Origin of the sequence: Streptomyces sp. NBC_00461 (assembly GCF_036013935.1) — a bacterium.
GTDB lineage: Bacteria > Actinomycetota > Actinomycetes > Streptomycetales > Streptomycetaceae > Streptomyces.
The window spans coordinates 5,433,292-5,451,800 of sequence record NZ_CP107902.1; the positions used below are offsets into that span (position 1 = coordinate 5,433,292).

Sequence of the window (18,509 nt, forward strand, 5' to 3'; positions counted from 1 at the left end):
CCGAGCAGCGGCAGCGTCAGCAGGTGACCTGGCCCACTTTGCGGAGTGTTCACGTGCCGGGCGGGCAGGGACCGTGCTGGAGCGCCGGATCTCACCATGTGGTTTCACGAAGGTCTATTTCGGGCGCTCGATAGAATGAGCCGACCGCAGTGCATGCGTATCTGCGGTAAGAGACGGACGAGCGAGGAGCGCACGTGGGCCTTGTCGTGCAGAAGTACGGAGGCTCCTCCGTAGCCGATGCCGAGGGCATCAAGCGCGTCGCCAAGCGAATCGTGGAAGCGAAGAAGAACGGCCACCAGGTGGTCGTCGTCGTTTCCGCGATGGGCGACACGACGGACGAGCTGATCGATCTCGCCGAGCAGGTATCCCCGATGCCGGCCGGGCGTGAGTTCGACATGCTGCTGACCGCCGGAGAGCGTATCTCCATGGCACTGCTGGCCATGGCGATCAAAAACCTGGGCCACGAGGCCCAGAGCTTCACCGGCAGCCAGGCAGGCGTCATCACCGACTCGGTCCACAACAAAGCCCGGATCATCGACGTCACGCCCGGCCGGATCCGTGATTCGGTGGACGAGGGCAACATCGCCATCGTCGCCGGCTTCCAGGGCGTCAGCCAGGACAAGAAGGACATCACGACCCTCGGTCGCGGTGGTTCCGACACGACCGCCGTCGCGCTGGCCGCGGCCCTCGACGCCGAGGTGTGCGAGATCTACACCGACGTCGACGGCGTGTTCACCGCCGACCCGCGTGTGGTGAAGAAGGCGCAGAAGATCGACTGGATCGCCTTCGAGGACATGCTGGAGCTGGCCGCGTCCGGCTCCAAGGTGCTGCTCCACCGCTGTGTGGAGTACGCCCGCCGCTACAACATCCCGATCCACGTCCGCTCGTCCTTCAGTGGACTGCAGGGCACGTGGGTCAGCAGTGAGCCGATCGAGCAAGGGGACAAGAAGGTGGAGCAGGCCATCATCTCGGGTGTCGCGCACGACACCTCCGAGGCCAAGGTCACGGTCGTCGGGGTCCCGGACAAGCCGGGCGAGGCGGCGTCGATCTTCCGCGCCATCGCCGACGCCCAGATCAACCTCGACATGGTCGTACAGAACGTGTCCGCCGCCTCCACCGGGCTGACGGACATCTCCTTCACGCTCCCCAAGACCGAGGGCCGCAAGGCCATCGACGCGCTGGAGCGGGCGAAGACGGCCATCGGGTTCGACTCGCTGCGCTACGACGACCAGATCGGCAAGATCTCGCTCGTCGGCGCCGGCATGAAGACCAACCCGGGTGTCACGGCGACCTTCTTCGAGGCGCTCAGCGACGCCGGGGTCAACATCGAGCTGATCTCGACCTCCGAGATCCGTATCTCGGTCGTCACCCGCGCCGACGACGTGACGGAGGCCGTGCGCGCCGTCCACTCCGCCTTCGGCCTCGACTCCGACACCGCCGAAGCGGTCGTCTACGGGGGCACAGGCCGCTGATGGCCGGGACAGGGTCGGTCCGGCCGACGCTCGCGGTCGTGGGTGCGACCGGAGCCGTCGGCACGGTCATGCTCCAGATCCTGTCCCAGCACGCGGACATCTGGGGCGAGATCCGGCTGATCGCCTCGCCGCGCTCGGCCGGCCGCAAGCTGGCCGTGCGCGGCCAGCAGGTCGAGGTGGTGGCCCTGACGGAGGAGGCCTTCGACGGGGTCGACGTCGCCATGTTCGACGTACCCGACGAGGTGTCCGAGCACTGGGCGCCGATCGCCGCGGCCAAGGGCGCGGTCGTGGTGGACAACTCGGGCGCCTTCCGGATGGATCCCGAGGTGCCCCTCGTGGTGCCCGAGGTCAACCCGCACAAGGCGCGCCTGAGGCCCCGCGGGATCATCGCCAACCCGAACTGCACGACGCTGTCCATGATCGTCGCCCTGGGCGCGCTGCACGCCGAGTTCGGGCTGCGCGAGCTGGTCGTCTCCTCGTACCAGGCCGTGAGCGGGGCGGGACGCGCCGGTGTCGAAACGCTGCGTCAGCAGCTGGCGCTCGTCGCCGGTACGGAACTGGGGACCAGCCCCGGTGACGTGCGGCGGGCCGTGGGCGACAACACCGGCCCGTTCCCGGAGCCGGTCGCCCTGAACGTCGTGCCGTGGGCCGGGTCGCTGCGTGAGGACGGCTGGTCCTCGGAGGAGATGAAGGTGCGGGACGAGACCCGCAAGATCCTCGGCCTTTCCACCCTGCCCGTGGCCGTGACCTGTGTACGGGTGCCGGTGGTCACCACGCACTCCCTCACCGTCCACGCCCGCTTCCAGGGCGAGGTCACCGTCGACGGGGCCCGCGAGATCCTCGCCACCGCCCCCGGCGTCGTCCTCTTCGACGACCCGGGCGCCGGGGAGTTCCCCACACCCGCCGACGTCGTGGGCACCGACCCGACCTGGGTGGGCCGGGTGCGGCGGGCGCTGGACGACCCGACGGCCCTCGAACTCTTTGTCTGCGGCGACAACCTGCGCAAGGGCGCGGCCCTGAACACCGCACAGATCGCGGAGCTGGTGGCGGCGGAATTCCTGGGGTCGTGACGGAGCGTGACGATGTTCGCGCTCCCATGACGTGCCGTGTCGTGCGCAACACATCCACAAGTAAGGGGTTGCCGCCGGAAAAGCCCTGGCTGTAGCCGGTTTGATTTGTAGGATCTGTGGGCTGGGTGTGGTTAGGGCAATGGTCCGTACCACTTGCCCCGGACCCCCTCGGCATCCGAAGATTTTCTCCCCGCCCTCCGCAACCGCGCGGAGGGCGGGGAGCGTCTTTGCGAACGCCCTTCGGGGTGTGGGGATGCGCTGCGAGGCGTGGGGACGCCTCGGACATTCAGGACACAGGGGAAGAGCGGGTAAGCATGAGGGCGTTCGACGCACGGTCGGTTGTGCTGCCTGACACCAGACAGCCGGCTGCGGCACATGACGCAAAAGTGACGCTCGGCACGTACAACCCTGACGGGGGGAAGCGTGTCCAACTGGCGTGGCAGAGGTTCTCGACTTCAGTGCGGCGACCCGCGGTACGGCCCTACGGCCTCCCCGGGCGTCCCTCCGACCCCGCTTGTCCGGCGCGCCCGGCGGCGGCATGCCGGTGATCGCGCCCATGCCTGCAGCGCGGCCCGCCCGCATACCGAATCAGCGCGACGGCGCCGAACTCGCCGATGACTCCGCGGCGGCCGGCACCACCGTCGACCACCTCACCGAGACCTATCGGGCGCACTACCGCTCCCTGCTGGGTCTCGCGGCCCTCCTGCTCGACGACACCGCCTCCTGCGAGGACGTCGTCCAGGAGGCCTTCATCCGCGTGCACTCGGCACGCAAACGAGTCCGCGACCCGGAGAAGACGCTCGCGTACCTGCGTCAGACGGTCGTCAATCTTTCCCGCTCCGCCTTGCGCCGCCGCATCCTGGGCCTCAAGCTCCTCTCCAAGCCGATGCCGGACATGGCGAGCGCCGAGGAGGGTGCGTACGACCTGCTGGAGCGCGACTCCCTGATCAACGCGATGAAGGGACTGCAGCGCCGCCAGCGGGAGGTGCTGGTCCTGCGGTACTTCGCGGACATGACCGAGGCGCAGGTGGCCGAGACGCTCGGGATATCGCTGGGCTCGGTCAAGGCGTACGGCTCCCGCGGCATCGCGGCCCTCCGTCTCGCGATGGAGGCATCGGCATGAACAAGGACGGCGCGGGACGTGACTCCCACGAGCGTCATGAGCCCTTCGCATGGCATGAACCGACGCGAGGGCACGAGCAAGACCACAGGACAACGCACGCTGGGAACGGAACTGTGAACCACGGCCCCGACGACCAGAGCCCCGACGACGGGCTCGACTCGGACGAGCTGGCTCTGCGCAGGATGCTGCACCAGGCGGTGCAGACGGTCGAGCCGCGCGACGGCACGCTCGACCACCTGCGGCGGGCCGTACCCGCACGGCGCGCCCGGAAGCGGCAGGCCGTCGTCGGCATGGCGGCCGCCGCCCTGTTCATCGGCACCGCCGTCCCGGCCCTGCTGCACGTCTCGAACGCCATCGGCTCCGACGTCAACCCGTCCGTCGCCGGCCAGGCCTCACAGGCGCAGGGCGGCGCAGGGCAGGGAAAAGACGCGGACGGCAATGAGAGCACCGCCGGGGGCAACTCCGGCAAGGCCGAGGACCACGGCAAGGGCAGCCCGAAGGGCGACGGCAAGGGCAAGGGCACCGGTACCGGCCCGGGCAGCAGCGCGGGCACCGGCCCCGCTGCCACCAGCGCGGCGGGCGTCCCCGTCTGCACGGCCGAACAGCTCGGCTCGCCCACCCAGTCCGTCGACGCCCCCGATTCCGCGAACACGGTCTACGGCACCTTCCGCGTCGTCAACATCTCCACCACCGTCTGCGCCGTGGGCGGCCCCGGGTCGGTGAGCACCCTGGCGCAGGGCGCCGCGGACGCCACCAAGATCGTCACGCAGCGCCATGTGTCCGGAGACGCCGCGGCAGGTCTGCCCGACCCCTCCACCGAGGTCACGGGACTGCAGCTGCAGCCGGGCGCGGCGTACGAGGTGAAGTTCGCCTGGGTGCCCTCGGCGACCTGTCCCACCACGGGCAGCGGTGACGGCGGCGGCGACGGCGGGCCCACCGCGAGCCCGAGCCCGACCGAGGAGACCGGCACCACGTCCGGCACCACCGGCACCGACAGCGGTGTGACGACTCAGATGCTGGCGGCGGACGGCACGGCGGACGGCAGCGTGACCGTGTCCCACACGAGCGAGGCGGGGTCGCCCACGGTGTCGGCGACGGTGCCCAACGCGTGCTCGGGGACGGTGTACTACACCGGGCTGCTGGCCGGGGCGTGACCTTCCGGCCGTAGGGGCACCGCGCAGGGGCGTGCTGGAGGCCCGATGATGCCGAGCGGCGTCAGAGGTGTCCCGTTCTGATGCCGGCAGGCGTCAGACGGTGACCCGTTCCTCCTCCGTCACGAGCCCCATTTCCGCGTCCCGGGCGAACTCGACCTCGCGGCGCAGCAACCGGAACCACATGAACACCACGAACCCGGCGAAGACGAACCACTCGCCGGTGTAGCCGAGGTTCTGGAAGGCCTTCAGGTCGAGGCCGGAGTCCGCGGGCGCCGTCGCAGGCACGGCCGTCATCCCGGCGTCGGCCTTGTCCAGTGTGACCCACGCGTCGTACACGTCGTACGGCACGAGGTTCACCAGGGACGCCGAGCTGATCGCCGCGGTCTGACCGGCCGGCAGCCCGCCCTGGGCACTCACCCCGTTGTCCCCCGGCGTCTCGGAGGCCTGCAGCGCACCCGTGACGGTGACCTCACCGGTGGGTGCGGCGGGCGCCTTGGCGGTGTCGGCGGAACCCGGCAGCCAACCCCGCACCACCGGCAGCGCCTTGCCGCCGTCGGTGCGCAGCAGTGTCAGGACGTAATAGCCGCGCCTGTCGTCGAGTTCGCGGCCGGGGACGAGCAACTGCTTGCCGTAGCGTCCGGTCGCGGTGATCTGCCTGCCGGACGTCGCCTTGTCCACGGGCAGCAGCTCCCCGAGGGGACGGGCCGTCTCGTGCCGGTCGGTCGTGACCTGCTCGGTCGCGTCACGGTGGTCCTGCACACGGTCCTCGAACCGGCTCAGCTGCCACGACCCCATGAAGATGCAGAAGGGGATGGCGAGCAGCACGAAGACGTTGATCCCCCACCAGCGGCGCGTCAGCAGAAACCGGTACACGCCATCCAAGGTACGGGGCTGCCGCGCAGGGCCTGGCCGCGGGGTCAGAACCGCTCGGTGAGGTGGTCCCGGCCGGCCGGGGGCTCGTAGGGCTCGGGCCAGAAGTCGGTTATGGACGTGATCCGCCCGTCCCCGGAGAAGAACGAGATCCCGTACATCTCCTCCAGTCCGACCGTGAAGTGGACCCAGGTGACCACCTGTCCGGGCTCGGCGACGATGCGCTCGACCCGCAGATGCCAGTCGCCCGGGTACTCCCGGTTGAACTGCACGTACCTCTGCCTGCCGGTGATTTTCTCGCGTGTCTGCGGCAGGGTGTAGACGACGTCCTCGGCCAGGGTGTCGGCGAACGCGGTCCAGTCCCGGGACTCGGCGGCCGCCCAGAACCTCTCGACTGTCTTGCGCAGATCGGTCATGCCGGGAAGTCTGCACCCCGCCACTGACAACCGGCCCCGGGCCGGTACGGGTAAGGGACCGGTAGAAGTTGTCCACAGGCTGAGGATCCCGTCGGCGCATTGTCACCGCGAGCAGGCACTATGGGGCCATGACTGAGAGCAACGGGTCCGCTGCGCCGGAGCGGAACGAGGAGATGCCGGACTGGGAGAAGCGCTTCCGAGCACCACGGGTGTCGCTGCCGGACTGGGCGGAGGACGCGCCCGAGCGTTCCCTGTTCGTGTCGAACGCGACGGGGACGTACGAGCTGTACGCCTGGGACCGGGCGACGGGCGGCCAGCGCCAGGTGACGGACCGGCCCAACGGGACGACGGACGGCGTGCTCACCCCGGACGGCGCGTGGATCTGGTGGTTCGACGACAAGGACGGCGACGAGTTCGGCGTCTGGCGCAGACAGCCCTTCGACGGTGGCCCGGACGAGCCCGCGGTGCCCGGTCTGGAAGCCTCGTACCCGTCGGGCCTGGCCCTCGGCAGGGACGGCCGTACGGCGATCGTCGGCCGCTCCACGGACGAGGAGGGCACGACGATCCACCTCGCTCGCGGGGGCGAGGACCCGGTGGAGATCTACCGCCACCGCGAGTCGGCGGGCGTCGGCGACCTCTCGCGCGACGGTTCGCTGATCGCGATCGAGCACACGGAGCACGGCGACGCGATGCACTCCGCGCTGCGCGTCCTGCGGGCCGACGGCACGGCGGTCGCCGAGCTGGACGACACCGAGGGAGGCAAGGAGGAACTGGGCCTGGAGGTCCTGGGCTTCGCCCCCGTCGACGGCGACACCCGCCTGCTCATCGGCCACCAGCGCCGCGGCCGCTGGGAGCCCCTGGTGTGGGACGTGGCCACGGGCGAGGAGACCGACCTGGCGCTCGACCTGCCCGGCGACGTGAGCGCCGAGTGGTACCCGGACGGCACGGGCCTGCTCATCGCGCACGGCTTCGAGGCCCGCAGCGAGCTGTTCCGGTACGACCTGGCGAGCCGCACCCTGGACAGGATCCCCACCCCGCCCGGCTCGGTCTCCGGCGCCACACCCCGCCCCGACGGCAGCGTGGAGTACCTCTGGTCCTCGGCGGCCGAGCCGTCGGCGGTCCGCTCGACGACGGGCGAGGTCGTCCTCGACCCGCCCGGCTTGAAGTCCCCGGGCTCGGTGCCGGTTCAGGACGTGTGGGTGGACGGCCCCGGCGGCCGCATCCACGCCCTGGTCCACAAGCCTGCCGACGCGACGGGCCCGTTGCCGACGGTCTTCGACATCCACGGCGGCCCCACCTGGCACGACAGCGACGCGTTCGCGGCGGGCCCGGCGGCCTGGGTCGACCACGGGTACGCGGTGGTCCGCGTCAACTACCGCGGCTCCACGGGCTACGGCCGCGCCTGGACCGACGCACTGAAGCACCGGGTGGGCCTGATCGAGCTGGAGGACATCGCGGCGGTCCGTGAATGGGCGGTCAGCTCCGGCCTGGCGGATCCCGACCGGCTCGTCCTGACCGGCGGTTCCTGGGGCGGCTACCTCACCCTCCTCGGCCTCGGCGTCCAGCCGGACGCGTGGACCCTGGGCATCGCGGCGGTCCCGGTCGCCGACTACGTCACGGCGTACCACGACGAGATGGAAGCCCTGAAGGCCATGGACCGCACCCTGCTCGGCGGCACCCCAGAGGAGGTCCCGGAGCGCTTCGAGGCCTCGTCCCCCCTCACCTACGTCGACCAGGTCAAGGTGCCGGTCTACATCTCGGCCGGAGTCAACGACCCCCGCTGCCCCATCCGCCAGATCGAGAACTACGTCGAACGCCTCCAGGCACGCGACGCGGCCCACGAGGTGTACCGGTACGACGCGGGACACGGTTCGCTGGTGGTGGACGAGCGGATCAAGCAGGTGCGGCTGGAACTGGACTTCGCGGAACGGTACTTGGGGGGTGGGGCCGCATAAGAGGCCGGGTCTTCGGCGCCGGGTGGCTATTTTCAGCCCGTCCGGCGTTTGAGGACGAGGCCGTTCAGGCCAAAAGCGGGGTCTGGGGGCGGCAGCCCCCAGCAACGCCCGCCCCTGCACAGGGCACCGTCAAGCCCCTGCACAGGGCACCGTCACGCTCCGGCCCGCTCCCTCGGGCGCCTCCCCAGCAGCTCCGCCAACCCCCGCCGCGTAGCCGCCAGTACCACCCGATCCGACCCCCGCAGCACATACGTATCCGGTAGATCCCACACCAGCCCGGCCCCGGCCACCGACCGAACATCCTCGTACGCCTCCTCCGCGGCAGGTTCCTCCCGCCGCCCGCCGGAGGCCTTCGTGTCGAGCGCCAACACCCGCCACGCTCCCGCCCGGAACGCCTCAGCGACCGTCTTCCCCTCCAGCTGCGGATGCCCACCCACGTCCACGGCGGCGAACAGCAGCACCCGCCGCTCCACCGGAATCGCCCCCAGGATCTGCCGCCCCATCATCGCCCCGGCGAAGGCGGGCGCCGCCAGGTGGGACACGCTGCGGCTCCGGGTGGACGCCCGTGGATGGGCGGCCCGCAGCGTCCGGTAGACGGCGGTCGCGAAGTCGTCGTCGTACAGCCGCAGCACGACCCGTAGATCCGGCCGCACGGACCGTGCGTACAGCGCGGCCTCCAGGTTGGTGGTGTCCGCGCTGGTCACCGCGAGCAGCGCGTGCGCGCGGTGGATCTTGGCGGCCTCCAGGACGCCCTCCTGGGTGACGTCCCCGAGCACCACAGGCACCCGCAGCCGCCGCGCCGTGGCCAGCCCGCGCGCGTCGGGGTCGGACTCGACGCACACCACGGGGATGTTCAGCTCCCGCAGCCGGGTCAGCACCCGCGTACCGATCTTGCCGAGCCCGAGGAGGACCACATGACCGCCCAGCCCCCGGGGCGGCTTCCGCAGCGCGGACGCGGTCCGGAAGGTGCCGAGCGCCTCCAGCACCGCGGCCAGCAGCACCGGCAGCAGCAGCAATCCGGTGAGCCCGGAGAGGAGTTGCAGGATCTGCCGCCCGACGGACGCACCGATGGCGGGATCGTCGATGGCGAAGAGGTCGAGCAGCGTCAGATAGAAGGCGCTCAGCGGATGTATCCCCGTCACCAGCCACAACGCCACCGCGAGCGCGAGCACACACGCGATCATGCCGGCCAGCGACCAGCGCAGCCGCCGCGAGAACAGCGACGCGAAGACAACGCCCCCGCGCGCGGACGGCAGTTCGGGCCCGGTGTACGACACCTGTTCCAGTACGACGGTCCCGCGGCCGGTCGCGGCCCGGGCCGCCGCCGCGTCGGGCAGCAGCTCCGGTCCGTGCTCCTCGCCGTGCTCGGCCCCTTCCGCGGACAGCAGTGCCAGCGTGGCCAGGCCCGGTTCGGCCACCTGCCCGGCCCGTGGCGTCCGTTCCACCGCCCGCAGCAGCAGCCCGTCGGTCTGTACGACCTTGCTGGTGCCGGCGACGGCGGTGGCGGCCAGCGCGGGCGCGGCCGTGTCGGCGTCGGACAGTACGGTGGTGGAGGCGTCGCCGCCGGAGGACTCGCCGTCGCCCGTCGCCAACGCGGCCGCCTGGTCGAGGAGTTCCTCGATGTGCTGGCCGAGCCGCCGGTTGTACAGCCGCAGGACCAGCCGCAGCCGGGGGTTGAGCCGGCGGGCGGTGAGGGCGGCGCGGATGTTGGTCTCGTCGTCGTCGTACACGAGCGCCAGCGCGGTCGCCCGCTCCACTCCTGCCGCGCCGAGTGCCTCCTCGGTCGCCTCGGCGGCCTCCACGAGCTGGGCGTTTCCCACGGGTTCGGCGGCGGCGCCGTTCGCCCGGTTGACGGTCGCGTTCACCACGCGGTCGAGCAGCGCAGCCGTCGTAGCCCGCGCGCGTCCGACCACCGGCGGTCGTACACCGCGGTCGGCGGGCGGTACGACGAGCGTGACCTGTTCGCCGTAGACACCTCGGAGTTCGGCGGCCAATCGATGCGCCAGTCCGTCGTCGCCGCACACCACCATGTGCGCGGACCCGTCGCCGCCCGGCTGACTTTGATTCGGAACGCTCGCCACGAGGGAGAAGACTGCCTCACCGGGAGGATAGGTTCCACAAACAGCCGAAGGGAGTCACTGAACGATCGCCCCTTCTCCACCGTATTGAGGGGGAGGGAGCCAGCGCCCCGCCGCACCACCGGAGGTACCTCGCCCGTGGCCATCACCAAAGCAGCCCCTACGGGGGCGGACAGCCATGAGCCGCTGGGCCACGAACCGGAGCCCGGGAAACCGGGGCAGAAGAACACGGCGGAGAAGCCAGAGAAGCCCGAAAGGTCCGAGAAGTCGGAGGAGCCCGAGAAGCCGGGAAAGCCGGATGAGCAGGCGGCCGACGGGGGGCGTGAATCGAAGTCGCCGCTCGTCCTGACCATGCTGCTGCTCGTGCTGGTGCTGCTGCAGGGCCCGATCCGCAGCGCGCTGTCCGCACCCGTCATGCAGAGCTGGATGACGGTGTTCGTGGCCGTGCTCGTGCAGGCGCTGCCCTTCCTCGTCCTCGGTGTGCTGCTCTCGGCGGCGATCGCCGTGTTCGTCCCGGCGTCGTTCTTCGCCCGCGCCCTGCCGAAGCGGCCCGCGCTGGCGGTTCCGGTCGCCGGGCTGGCGGGCGCGGTGCTGCCGGGCTGCGAGTGCGCGTCGGTGCCGGTGGCGGGCGCGCTCGTGCGCCGGGGTGTCACCCCGGCCGCCGCCCTCGCCTTCCTCCTCTCCGCCCCGGCGATCAACCCGATCGTGCTGACGGCGACCGCGGTCGCCTTCCCGCGCAACCCGGAGATGGTCCTCGCCCGGTTCGTCGGCAGCCTGCTGGTGGCGTGCGTGATGGGCTGGCTGTGGCAACGCCTCGGCCGCACCGACTGGCTGCGCCCGCCGGAGCGCCCGCACTACGAGGGCCGGAGCAAGGGCGCCGCCTTCTGGGGCTCGGTCCGGCACGACGTGATGCACGCGGGCGGCTTCCTGGTCATCGGCGCGATGGCCGCCGCGACGCTCAAGGCCGTCGCCCCGGCGAGCTGGCTGCGCACGGCGGCGGACAACCCGCTGGTGGCGATCCTGGCGCTGGCCGTCCTCGCCGTACTCCTGTCCATCTGTTCGGAGGCGGACGCGTTCGTGGCGGCGTCACTCACCCAGTTCTCGCTCACGGCCAAGCTGGCGTTCCTGGTCGTCGGCCCGATGATCGACCTGAAGCTGTTCGCGATGCAGGCGGGCACGTTCGGCCGCGGCTTCGCCCTGCGCTTCGCCCCCGCCACCTTCGCCCTCGCGATCGCGGGCGCCGTCCTGACCGGGGCGGTGCTCCTGTGAACCGCCAGGCACAGGCCGCGGTCCTGTTCCTCATCGGTGCGGCCCTGCTGCACGCGGGCTTCACCAACCTGTACCTGCGCTACGTCAAGGCGGGCCTGCAGCCGCTGTTGCTGCTGTCGGGCGGGGTGCTGATCGCGGCGGCGCTGGCGACGGTCTGGTACGAGTGGCGGGAGCGGAAGGGGACGGGGGAGGGGAACAGAGGCGTCGATCCGGAGGACGGGCACGGTCACGGTCACGGTCACGTCCACCGTGAACCCCGCGTCTCCTGGCTCCTCGTCCTCCCTCTCCTCGCCCTCATCCTGGTCGCCCCGCCGGCCCTCGGCTCGTACAGCGCGATGCGCACCGGTACGGCGCTGCAGCAGCCGTACGGCTACAACAAGCTGCCCGCCACCGGCCCGCTCCGCCTCAACGTGGTCGACTACGCGACCCGCGCGGTCTACGACCACGGCCGCCTGATAGCGGGCCGCCCGATCGAGATCACGGGCTTCGTCGCCTTGGACAAGGCCGGCCACCCCTACCTGGTCCGCATGGCTCTCAACTGCTGTGCGGCGGACGCCCAGCCGGTGAAGATCGCCCTGACCGGCAAGATCCCCCCGGTGCTGCAACCGGACAAGTGGCTGGAAGTGACCGGGACGTACACCGCCAGGCGGACCAAGGACCCCGTCAACAACGGGCCGATCCCCTATCTCCAGGTCACGGCGGCGACACCGGTGGCGACGCCGAAGGATCCGTACGACGAGTCGTGGAACAACTGACGACCGTCCACCCGGCCTCGCGCGCCGCGGCGACGGCCGGCTCCTCGGCGTCGTCGGCGGCGGAGTTCAGGGACGGGTCCCTGCCCGGCGCCGGTCCGCCGGCCGCGACCGCGGCGGCCTGAGAATCGGCGAGGGCGGCTCGCAACGCCCGGAGTGCGGCCTCGCTGCCGTCGGCCGAGTGAGCGACCTGTGCGGCAAGTGCGGCCGCGGCGGCGGCGTTACGCGCACAGCGGGCGTCGGCCGCGGGGTCGGGTGCGGCGTCGGGTGCGCTCGCGGAGAGCGCGTCGAGGGGACGGGCGGATAGGCGCAGGGCGCCCGCTGTCCGCCCGGCGGGAGTCTTCGCATGCATCCCTGGATATCTGACTGACCGTCAGTTATCGTCCCCCTGCCGCGCAGCTTCCGGAAGGGTCATGAAGGGGTGAACGCAGTGGAGACGACGACACGTCCCCGGAGTCCGCAGCCGACCGGGACGCCACGCTGGGTCGCGCAGTTCTACCAGCCCTCCTCGGCGTCCTGGCAGGTGTGCGCCGAGTCGCCCCACCGCGCGCCCGTGCAGTACGCGCTCGGCGAGATGGCCCACACCGTGCGAGCACGCGGCGGCGACCTCGCGGTCAGCCTCTGGGGTCCGGAGGACGGTGCGTGGCAGCGCTACGACGTGTCGACCGCGGCCCCCGCCGATACGGCACCGCAGGCGCCGTCCGTCGCTCCTGGGGAACCGAGCAGACTCACGGAACGCATGAACAGCCGCCGGCAGCAGGTGCTCCTGGCCGGGCTGAGCAAGGCCGGTGTCTACGACCTCGCGCCGGACGACCTGACCGCCGTACAGGAGATCGTCGACCACCTCGACGAGACCACCGTACGCAGGATCGCTCACTGGCTCGCCGCCGCCGGCGGCAGCCGCTAGCCGCGCCTTCTCGACCGGTGCCTGCCGCGGCACTGGCATCCGCCGCCCGCCCGCCCAGCCCTGCCGGAACATGTTCGCGATCACTTCGTAAGCTTTCGCCATGAGTCCCGGAGAGGCCCGCAAGAACAAGATCGTCTCGGTTGTCACGCCGGTGCACGGAGAGGGCGTGAGGTTCCTCCCGGAGGCGTACACATCTCTTCGCTCCCAGGACCTTCCTGACGGATGGTCATGGGAGTGGTGTGTGCAGGAGGACGGAGACGACGTGCAGAGCTCCGCGCATCTTCCGGCGGACGATCCGCGCATCCGGATCTCGGCATCCCGGCGCGGCGGCCCACACGTGGCGCGGACCTTGGCGTTCGCCCGGTCGACGGGGGTCTACGTGCGGAACCTGGACGCCGACGACCAGCTCACCGCCAAAGCTCTCGCGCGCGACATCGCCGTGCTGGAGGAGCACCCCGCGGTGGGCTGGACCACGTCCCGGGTGCTCGACCTCCTCGATGACGGCAGCACCGTCTCCTTCGACGGCGATCCGGAACCCGGCCGGCTCCCGAGAGGGAGCGCGTACGCGTTCTGGGCCGAGCATCGCCGGCCCGGGATCCACCCCGCCACGCTGTGTGTGCGGCGCCCTCTGCTGGCGCTGCTGGGCGGGTGGATGGCCCTGCCGGCCTCCGGTGACACGGGACTTCTGCTCGGACTCGACGCTCTGGCGGACGGATGGTTCACCGGCGACACCGGCCTCATGTACCGCAAGCACCCGGGGCAGATCACCACGCACCCGAACCACCGGGCCGGGGCGGAATGGGAAGCCCGGATGTCGTTGATCGAGGAGCACACCAAGGCCCTGCACGCCTGGGCCGGCCTCGCGATCGAGCCGGAGGCCGAGGCGCTCGTCACCGCCCTCCGCGAACTCCGCGGCGGCCGGTGATCCACCGGAGAGACGGGCGCTGCGGGGCGTACGAAGGCCCGACCGCTGGCGACGGGGGATGCACCAGCGATCGGGCTGCGGCCCAGCCTAACAAGGCCGCGGCCGCCGCGGGAGCCGATGGCCCGGCCGCGGCTCGTGGTCGTGGCTGAGATCATGTGGTCCATAACGGTCAACGCGCAGGTGGCGCACCGCAGTTGGTGATTCCGGCCATCCTCGAACACCGTGCGTTCTACTGGCCGCACGGAGGTTTGTACGAGAGCCGCGGCAGATATTCGTGCCACTTCTCCGGTGTCAGGACGTCCCGCGTGGTCGAGCAGATGTGCCGGATGGCGTCGTCGGGGTCCAGGTTCCACAGCCGGACGGTGTCGGCGCCGCTGGAGACTCCCAGCATGTTGCTCGTGGGACTGAACGACAGGAAGTTGCCGGTCTTGGCGTTGGGGCTCATCGACTGCCCGATCGGGGCGGCCTCGGAGGAGTCGGCGACGTTCCACAGCCGGACCGTGTTGTCGTTGCCGCCGCTGGCCAGGATGTGGCCGTCCTGGTTGAAGGTGAGCGACGCGACCGCTTCGGTGTGGCCGGTCAGCGGCCTGCTCAGCCCGGTCGCCCTGACCGGGTCGGCGACGTTCCACAGCCGGACCGTGTCGTCGTCGCTGCCGCTGGCCAGGGTGTGGCCGTCCCGGCTGTAGGCGAGCGAGTTGACCGGACCGGAGTGACCCGTGAGGGGAGTGCCGAGCGGGGTGGTGCGGCGTGGGTCGGTGATATCCCAGAGCCGGATGGTGCCGTCCGCGCTGCCGCTGGCGAGGGTGTGCCCGTCCGGGCTGAACGCGAGGGCGTTGATGTAGCCCTTGTGGCCGGCGAGCGGCGCGCCGTACGGCACGACGTGCGAGGGGTCGCCGACGTTCCACAGCTGGAGCGCGCGGTCGGTGTACGCGGTGGCGAGCGTCCGCCCGTCCTGGCTGAACGCCAGCGCGTCCGGCCCCATGAACCGGGTCTGAAGGACGATGGGCGGGCCGTAGGGGACCGGCTTCGCCGGGTCGCCGACATTCCACAGATACACCGTGCGGCTCGCCGTCAGCACCGCGAGGGTGTGGCCGTCGGGGGAGAACGCCAGCGCACCGTCACCGCCGCTCCCGGGCTTGAACGGCTTGTTCAGCGCCCTGGGCCGGCCGGGATGCCGTACGTCCCACAGCCGGATCCGTCCGTCGCTCGCGGTCGTGGCGAGCACCCGCCCGTCCGGGCGGAACGCTCCGCTGCGGCCGACCATGTCGGCCGTCGGCACCGACCACAGACGGACCTTGCTGTCGCCGCTGCCGGTGGCCAGGGTGCGGCCGTCGGGGCTGAAGCCGACCGCGTACATCTCGCCGCTGCTTCCCGCGAGCGGCTCGCCGACCTGCGAGGGATAGGCGGGATCGCTGACGTTCCACAGACTCGCCGTACTGTCCGCGCTGCCCGCGGCGAGCATGCTGCCGCCGGGGCTGAAGGCCACGGACCACACGGGACCGGTGTGGCCGGTGAGCGGCGCGCCGAGCTGCCCTGCGCGCCGCGGATCGGTGACGTCCCAGAGCCGGATGGTGTCGTCCGCGCTGCCACTGGCGAGGGTGTGCCCGTCCGGGCTGAAGGCCACCGAGTGCACCGTGTCCGTGTGACCCTTCAGCACGGCGTCGATCGGCTTCGCACGGTGTGGATCGGCCGTGTTCCACAGCCGGATCGTGTCGTCGTCGCTCCCGGCCGCGAGCAGGCGCCCGTCGGAGCTGAAGGCCACCGAGCGCACGGCGGCCGTGTGACCGGTGAGGGCGCCGAGCGATGTGGGACGGCTCGTGCTCATGTCCCACAGACGTACGGTGTGGTCCTCGCCGGCGGAGGCCAGGGTCCGTCCGTCCGGGCTGAAGGCGAGCAGGTAGATCGTGCCGGTGTGGCCGGTCAGGGGCGTACCGAGCGGCCTCGGGTGGCCGGGATCCCGTACGTCCCACAGCCGGATGGTGCCGTCGTCGCCGGCGCTGGCGAGGGTGCGGCCGTCCGGGCTGAAGACGGCGGTGCTCACCCAGCTCGTGTGGCCGGTGAGCGGCGTGCCCAGCGGTTTCGGGCGCGAGCGGTCGCTGACGTCCCACAGGCGGACCGTCCGGTCGTAGCTGGCGGTGGCCAGGACCTTGCCGTTGGGACTGAACGAGGTGAGGTAGACGGCGCCGGTGTGGCCGAGCAGCGGTGTGGCCAGCGGCGCGTTCACGATCGAGATCAGCCGGTTGTTCGTGGCCGCGTCACCCGGCCGCAGGTCATGGGCCACCAGGTCGAGTTGGGCGGAGAGCGAGGGGTCGGTGTACTGGACGCGGTCGGCCTCGGCGACCACCTGTTCGAACACCGCGTCGTTGCGCTGCTGCCACGCGAGCACCGCCGCGCCGACGGCCAGCATCGACAGCACCACCAGCGCTGACACCGCACCGCGCCGCATCACGAGCGTGCGCCTCCGCAGCCGTACCGCTGCGGCCAGGAACTCCACCGCGCTGCGGGTCAGGAAGGTGTCACCGGCCGACTTCGCCCAACTGCGGGCCTGCTCCAGACGGGAACCCCGGTACAGCATCGACGAGTCACGGGCCGAGCCCTCCCAGGCCCGGCCGTCCTCCTCCAGCTGCTGGCGCAGCAGATGGTCGTTGCGGTCCTCGTCGATCCAGTCGCGCAGGCGCGGCCAGGCATGCAGCAGCGCCTCATGGGTGATCTCCACGGTCTCCGCGTCGAGCGTCACCAGCCGGGCGCGGACCAGCGCCTCCAGCGACTCCTCCGTCTTGCCGGGATCCGTCGACTCCTCCGCCAGCTGACGCCGTGTGCCTCGCCGACGGGTGGCCTGGGTGTCCTCGCCCAGCCGGACCAGCCGCAGCAGCAGCAGCCTGGCGGCCGTACGGGCCGGCGGATCGAGACTCGACCAGGCCCGCTCGGCGGTCGCGGCCACCGCGCCCTGGATCCCGCCCGCGGCCCGGTAGCCGGCCAGCGTCAGCCGCCCCGCCTTCCGCCGCTGCCAGGTGGCGAGGAGCGCGTGGGAGAGCAGCGGCAGCACACCGGCGTCGTGCGTCCCACGGGGCCCGTCGGTGCTGACCTCCCGGACGATCAGTTCCGCGAGGCCCGGTTCGAGCTCCAGCCCCACGGCCTTGGCCGGCCCGGTCACCGCCTCGCGCAGCTCCGCCGTGCTCAACGGCCCCAGCACCATGTGCCGGTGCTGCAGCGCGTCGGCCAGCTCGGGATACCTCAGGCACTGCTCGTAGAAGTCGGCGCGGATGCCGAGGACCACAAGCACGGGCGCCGCCTCGTCCGGTCCCGCGGGCGAGCACGCGGCGTGCAGGATCTGCACGAACGCACGCCGGCTCGCCTCGTCGGCACAGAGGGTGAAGGCCTCCTCGAACTGGTCCACGATGACGACGGGCCGCTCGGCGGAGGGCGCCTCGCGCCGCGCCCACGTGGCGACGGCCCCCCGGACGGCACGCGCGAACTGCGGAGTACCGGGCTCTCCTTCCCCCGCGTGCTTTGCTTCCGCGTGCTTTGCTCCCGAGCCCGCCGGCACCCTGTCCCCGGCCGCGGGCACGACAGGGGCGAGGGGTACGAGTTCGGGGATCCGCCGGGTCAGCTCCCCGACGGGATCGGCCCCCGGCACGAGCTGCACCACACCCCTCGGCCGGCTGTCGTCGTCGCTGAGCGCGCCGTTGTGCAGGGCGGTCACCAGACCGGCGTTCAGCAGGGAGGACTTCCCCGCGCCCGAGGCGCCGACGAGCATGACCAGCCCGCCCGTCCTCTCCGCCGCCCGGAGCTGGTCGACGAGGGCGCCCGTGCTGCGCTCCCGGCCGAAGAACCAGCGGGCGTCCTCCTGCCGATAGGAGGCCAGCCCCCGGTACGGGCACACGCCGGGCGCGGTCGGCGCCTCGTCCGAGGATCGTTCCTCCACGTCGGCGGTCGCCGCCGGACGGTCACCGGCGGGGTCGGCCACGGCGCGCTCCCACAGGCGCTGCCACTGGCCCATGTCATACAGCCCGGCCGACACCGGCGCCGGACGCGAACGCCGGGCCTGGGGTATCAGCACGTGCAGCACCGCGGCGAGTGCGGCGAACTGCGCGGGCACGTTCTTGGCCCGCCGCCAGTCACTGATCCGCTGGGCGGACACCCGTACGGGCCGCCCCCGCTCGTCCACCCGCTGAAGCTGCACGACCGCCTCGGCCACGCGCGCGAGGGGAGGGTTGCCGGCCTCCTTGTACAGCAGCGCGAGCCGCTCCGCGAAGGCGTTACGCGCCCCTGAAGGGGAACTCAAGGCCCCCACCCCTTACTTCCCCCGCGCTTGGACCTCCGGATGGACATCCGGACCGGAAAACTCACTTTATATGGCTGACCTGGGAATTAAGTCTCCGGACCGGACCCGGAATCTCCTCACGGGGAGCCACGGCTGGCAGGATCACGGCGCAGGGCGAACCACCCCGCACCGTCAGTGCGGGCCGTCAGCGCAGGCCGTCAGCTCAGCGCACGTGGAAACAGTCCATGACGCCG

General features: G+C 71.5%; 14 protein-coding genes. 9 read left to right on the forward strand and 5 right to left on the reverse strand.

Annotation, left to right across the window (positions count from 1 at the left end; genetic code table 11):
• Positions 1-194 precede the first annotated feature (194 nt).
• The 4 genes from OG870_RS25460 (at position 195) to OG870_RS25475 (ending at position 4,819) form a co-directional block, all read left to right on the forward strand.
• A complete protein-coding gene (locus tag OG870_RS25460; protein ID WP_266518703.1) occupies positions 195-1,472 on the forward strand; it encodes an aspartate kinase in 1,278 nt (425 codons plus the stop codon).
• On the forward strand, positions 1,472-2,542 hold the full coding sequence (locus tag OG870_RS25465; protein WP_266588900.1) for an aspartate-semialdehyde dehydrogenase: 1,071 nt from the start codon (positions 1,472-1,474) through the stop codon (positions 2,540-2,542). The genes OG870_RS25460 and OG870_RS25465 overlap by 1 nt, the downstream gene beginning before the upstream one ends.
• Before the next feature lie 436 nt (positions 2,543-2,978).
• Complete coding sequence (locus OG870_RS25470; protein ID WP_266518707.1) at positions 2,979-3,665, forward strand: SigE family RNA polymerase sigma factor; 687 nt, start codon at positions 2,979-2,981, stop codon at positions 3,663-3,665.
• 113 nt (positions 3,666-3,778) lie between these two features.
• Positions 3,779-4,819, forward strand: coding sequence for a hypothetical protein (locus OG870_RS25475; protein WP_323178423.1), 1,041 nt, complete (start codon positions 3,779-3,781; stop codon positions 4,817-4,819).
• Positions 4,820-4,912: 93 nt separating this feature from the next.
• On the opposite strand, the gene OG870_RS25480 is transcribed toward OG870_RS25475, so the two are convergent.
• Together OG870_RS25480 and OG870_RS25485 are read right to left on the reverse strand one after the other, a co-directional pair.
• A complete protein-coding gene (locus OG870_RS25480) occupies positions 4,913-5,692 on the reverse strand; it encodes an SURF1 family protein (RefSeq protein ID WP_266518711.1) in 780 nt (259 codons plus the stop codon).
• 44 nt (positions 5,693-5,736) lie between these two features.
• A complete protein-coding gene (locus OG870_RS25485) occupies positions 5,737-6,105 on the reverse strand; it encodes a nuclear transport factor 2 family protein (protein ID WP_266518713.1) in 369 nt (122 codons plus the stop codon).
• A 128-nt stretch (positions 6,106-6,233) separates the two neighbouring features.
• On the opposite strand from OG870_RS25485, the gene OG870_RS25490 reads away from it, so the two are divergent.
• The gene (locus OG870_RS25490) at positions 6,234-8,060 is read left to right on the forward strand and encodes a S9 family peptidase (RefSeq protein WP_327691489.1); all 1,827 of its coding nucleotides are present in this window, start codon (positions 6,234-6,236) and stop codon (positions 8,058-8,060) included.
• 152 nt (positions 8,061-8,212) lie between these two features.
• Here OG870_RS25490 and OG870_RS25495 read toward each other — a convergent pair whose 3' ends face one another.
• Positions 8,213-10,090, reverse strand: coding sequence for an NAD-binding protein (locus OG870_RS25495; protein ID WP_266592416.1), 1,878 nt, complete (start codon positions 10,088-10,090; stop codon positions 8,213-8,215).
• Between the two features lie 186 nt (positions 10,091-10,276).
• Between OG870_RS25495 and OG870_RS25500 the strand changes: the two genes are divergently transcribed.
• Positions 10,277-11,407 carry a permease gene (locus OG870_RS25500; protein WP_405624655.1) on the forward strand — a complete coding sequence of 377 codons (1,131 nt, stop codon included), beginning with the start codon at positions 10,277-10,279 and terminating at the stop codon, positions 11,405-11,407.
• On the forward strand, positions 11,404-12,162 hold the full coding sequence (locus tag OG870_RS25505; RefSeq protein ID WP_266838999.1) for a TIGR03943 family putative permease subunit: 759 nt from the start codon (positions 11,404-11,406) through the stop codon (positions 12,160-12,162). Before OG870_RS25500 ends, OG870_RS25505 begins: the two co-directional genes overlap by 4 nt.
• Here the strand turns inward: OG870_RS25505 and OG870_RS25510 are convergent.
• Positions 12,101-12,511, reverse strand: a complete 411-nt coding sequence (locus OG870_RS25510; RefSeq protein ID WP_266518719.1) for a hypothetical protein — start codon at positions 12,509-12,511, stop codon at positions 12,101-12,103. The genes OG870_RS25505 and OG870_RS25510 overlap by 62 nt on opposite strands.
• Positions 12,512-12,589: 78 nt before the next feature.
• Here OG870_RS25510 and OG870_RS25515 point away from each other — a divergent pair, with 78 nt between their 5' ends.
• Entirely contained in the window at positions 12,590-13,066 is a 477-nt protein-coding gene (locus OG870_RS25515; RefSeq protein WP_266588909.1) for a hypothetical protein, read from the forward strand.
• A 100-nt stretch (positions 13,067-13,166) separates the two neighbouring features.
• Entirely contained in the window at positions 13,167-13,991 is an 825-nt protein-coding gene (locus tag OG870_RS25520; protein WP_266838997.1) for a glycosyltransferase family 2 protein, read from the forward strand.
• Between the two features lie 229 nt (positions 13,992-14,220).
• Here OG870_RS25520 and OG870_RS25525 read toward each other — a convergent pair whose 3' ends face one another.
• On the reverse strand, positions 14,221-18,285 hold the full coding sequence (locus OG870_RS25525; RefSeq protein ID WP_266838995.1) for an nSTAND1 domain-containing NTPase: 4,065 nt from the start codon (positions 18,283-18,285) through the stop codon (positions 14,221-14,223).
• Positions 18,286-18,509 lie beyond the last annotated feature (224 nt).

Excerpts from the sequence above, each read along its gene's own strand:
- OG870_RS25465 (WP_266588900.1), top strand. The coding sequence starts at position 1,472 with ATGGCCGGGACAGGGTCGGTCCGGCCGACGCTCGCGGTCGTGGGTGCG.
- OG870_RS25485 (WP_266518713.1), bottom strand. The coding sequence starts at position 6,105 with ATGACCGATCTGCGCAAGACAGTCGAGAGGTTCTGGGCGGCCGCCGAG.
- OG870_RS25490 (WP_327691489.1), top strand. The coding sequence starts at position 6,234 with ATGACTGAGAGCAACGGGTCCGCTGCGCCGGAGCGGAACGAGGAGATG.
- OG870_RS25495 (WP_266592416.1), bottom strand. The coding sequence starts at position 10,090 with ATGGTGGTGTGCGGCGACGACGGACTGGCGCATCGATTGGCCGCCGAA.
- OG870_RS25510 (WP_266518719.1), bottom strand. The coding sequence starts at position 12,511 with ATGCATGCGAAGACTCCCGCCGGGCGGACAGCGGGCGCCCTGCGCCTA.
- OG870_RS25520 (WP_266838997.1), top strand. The coding sequence starts at position 13,167 with ATGAGTCCCGGAGAGGCCCGCAAGAACAAGATCGTCTCGGTTGTCACG.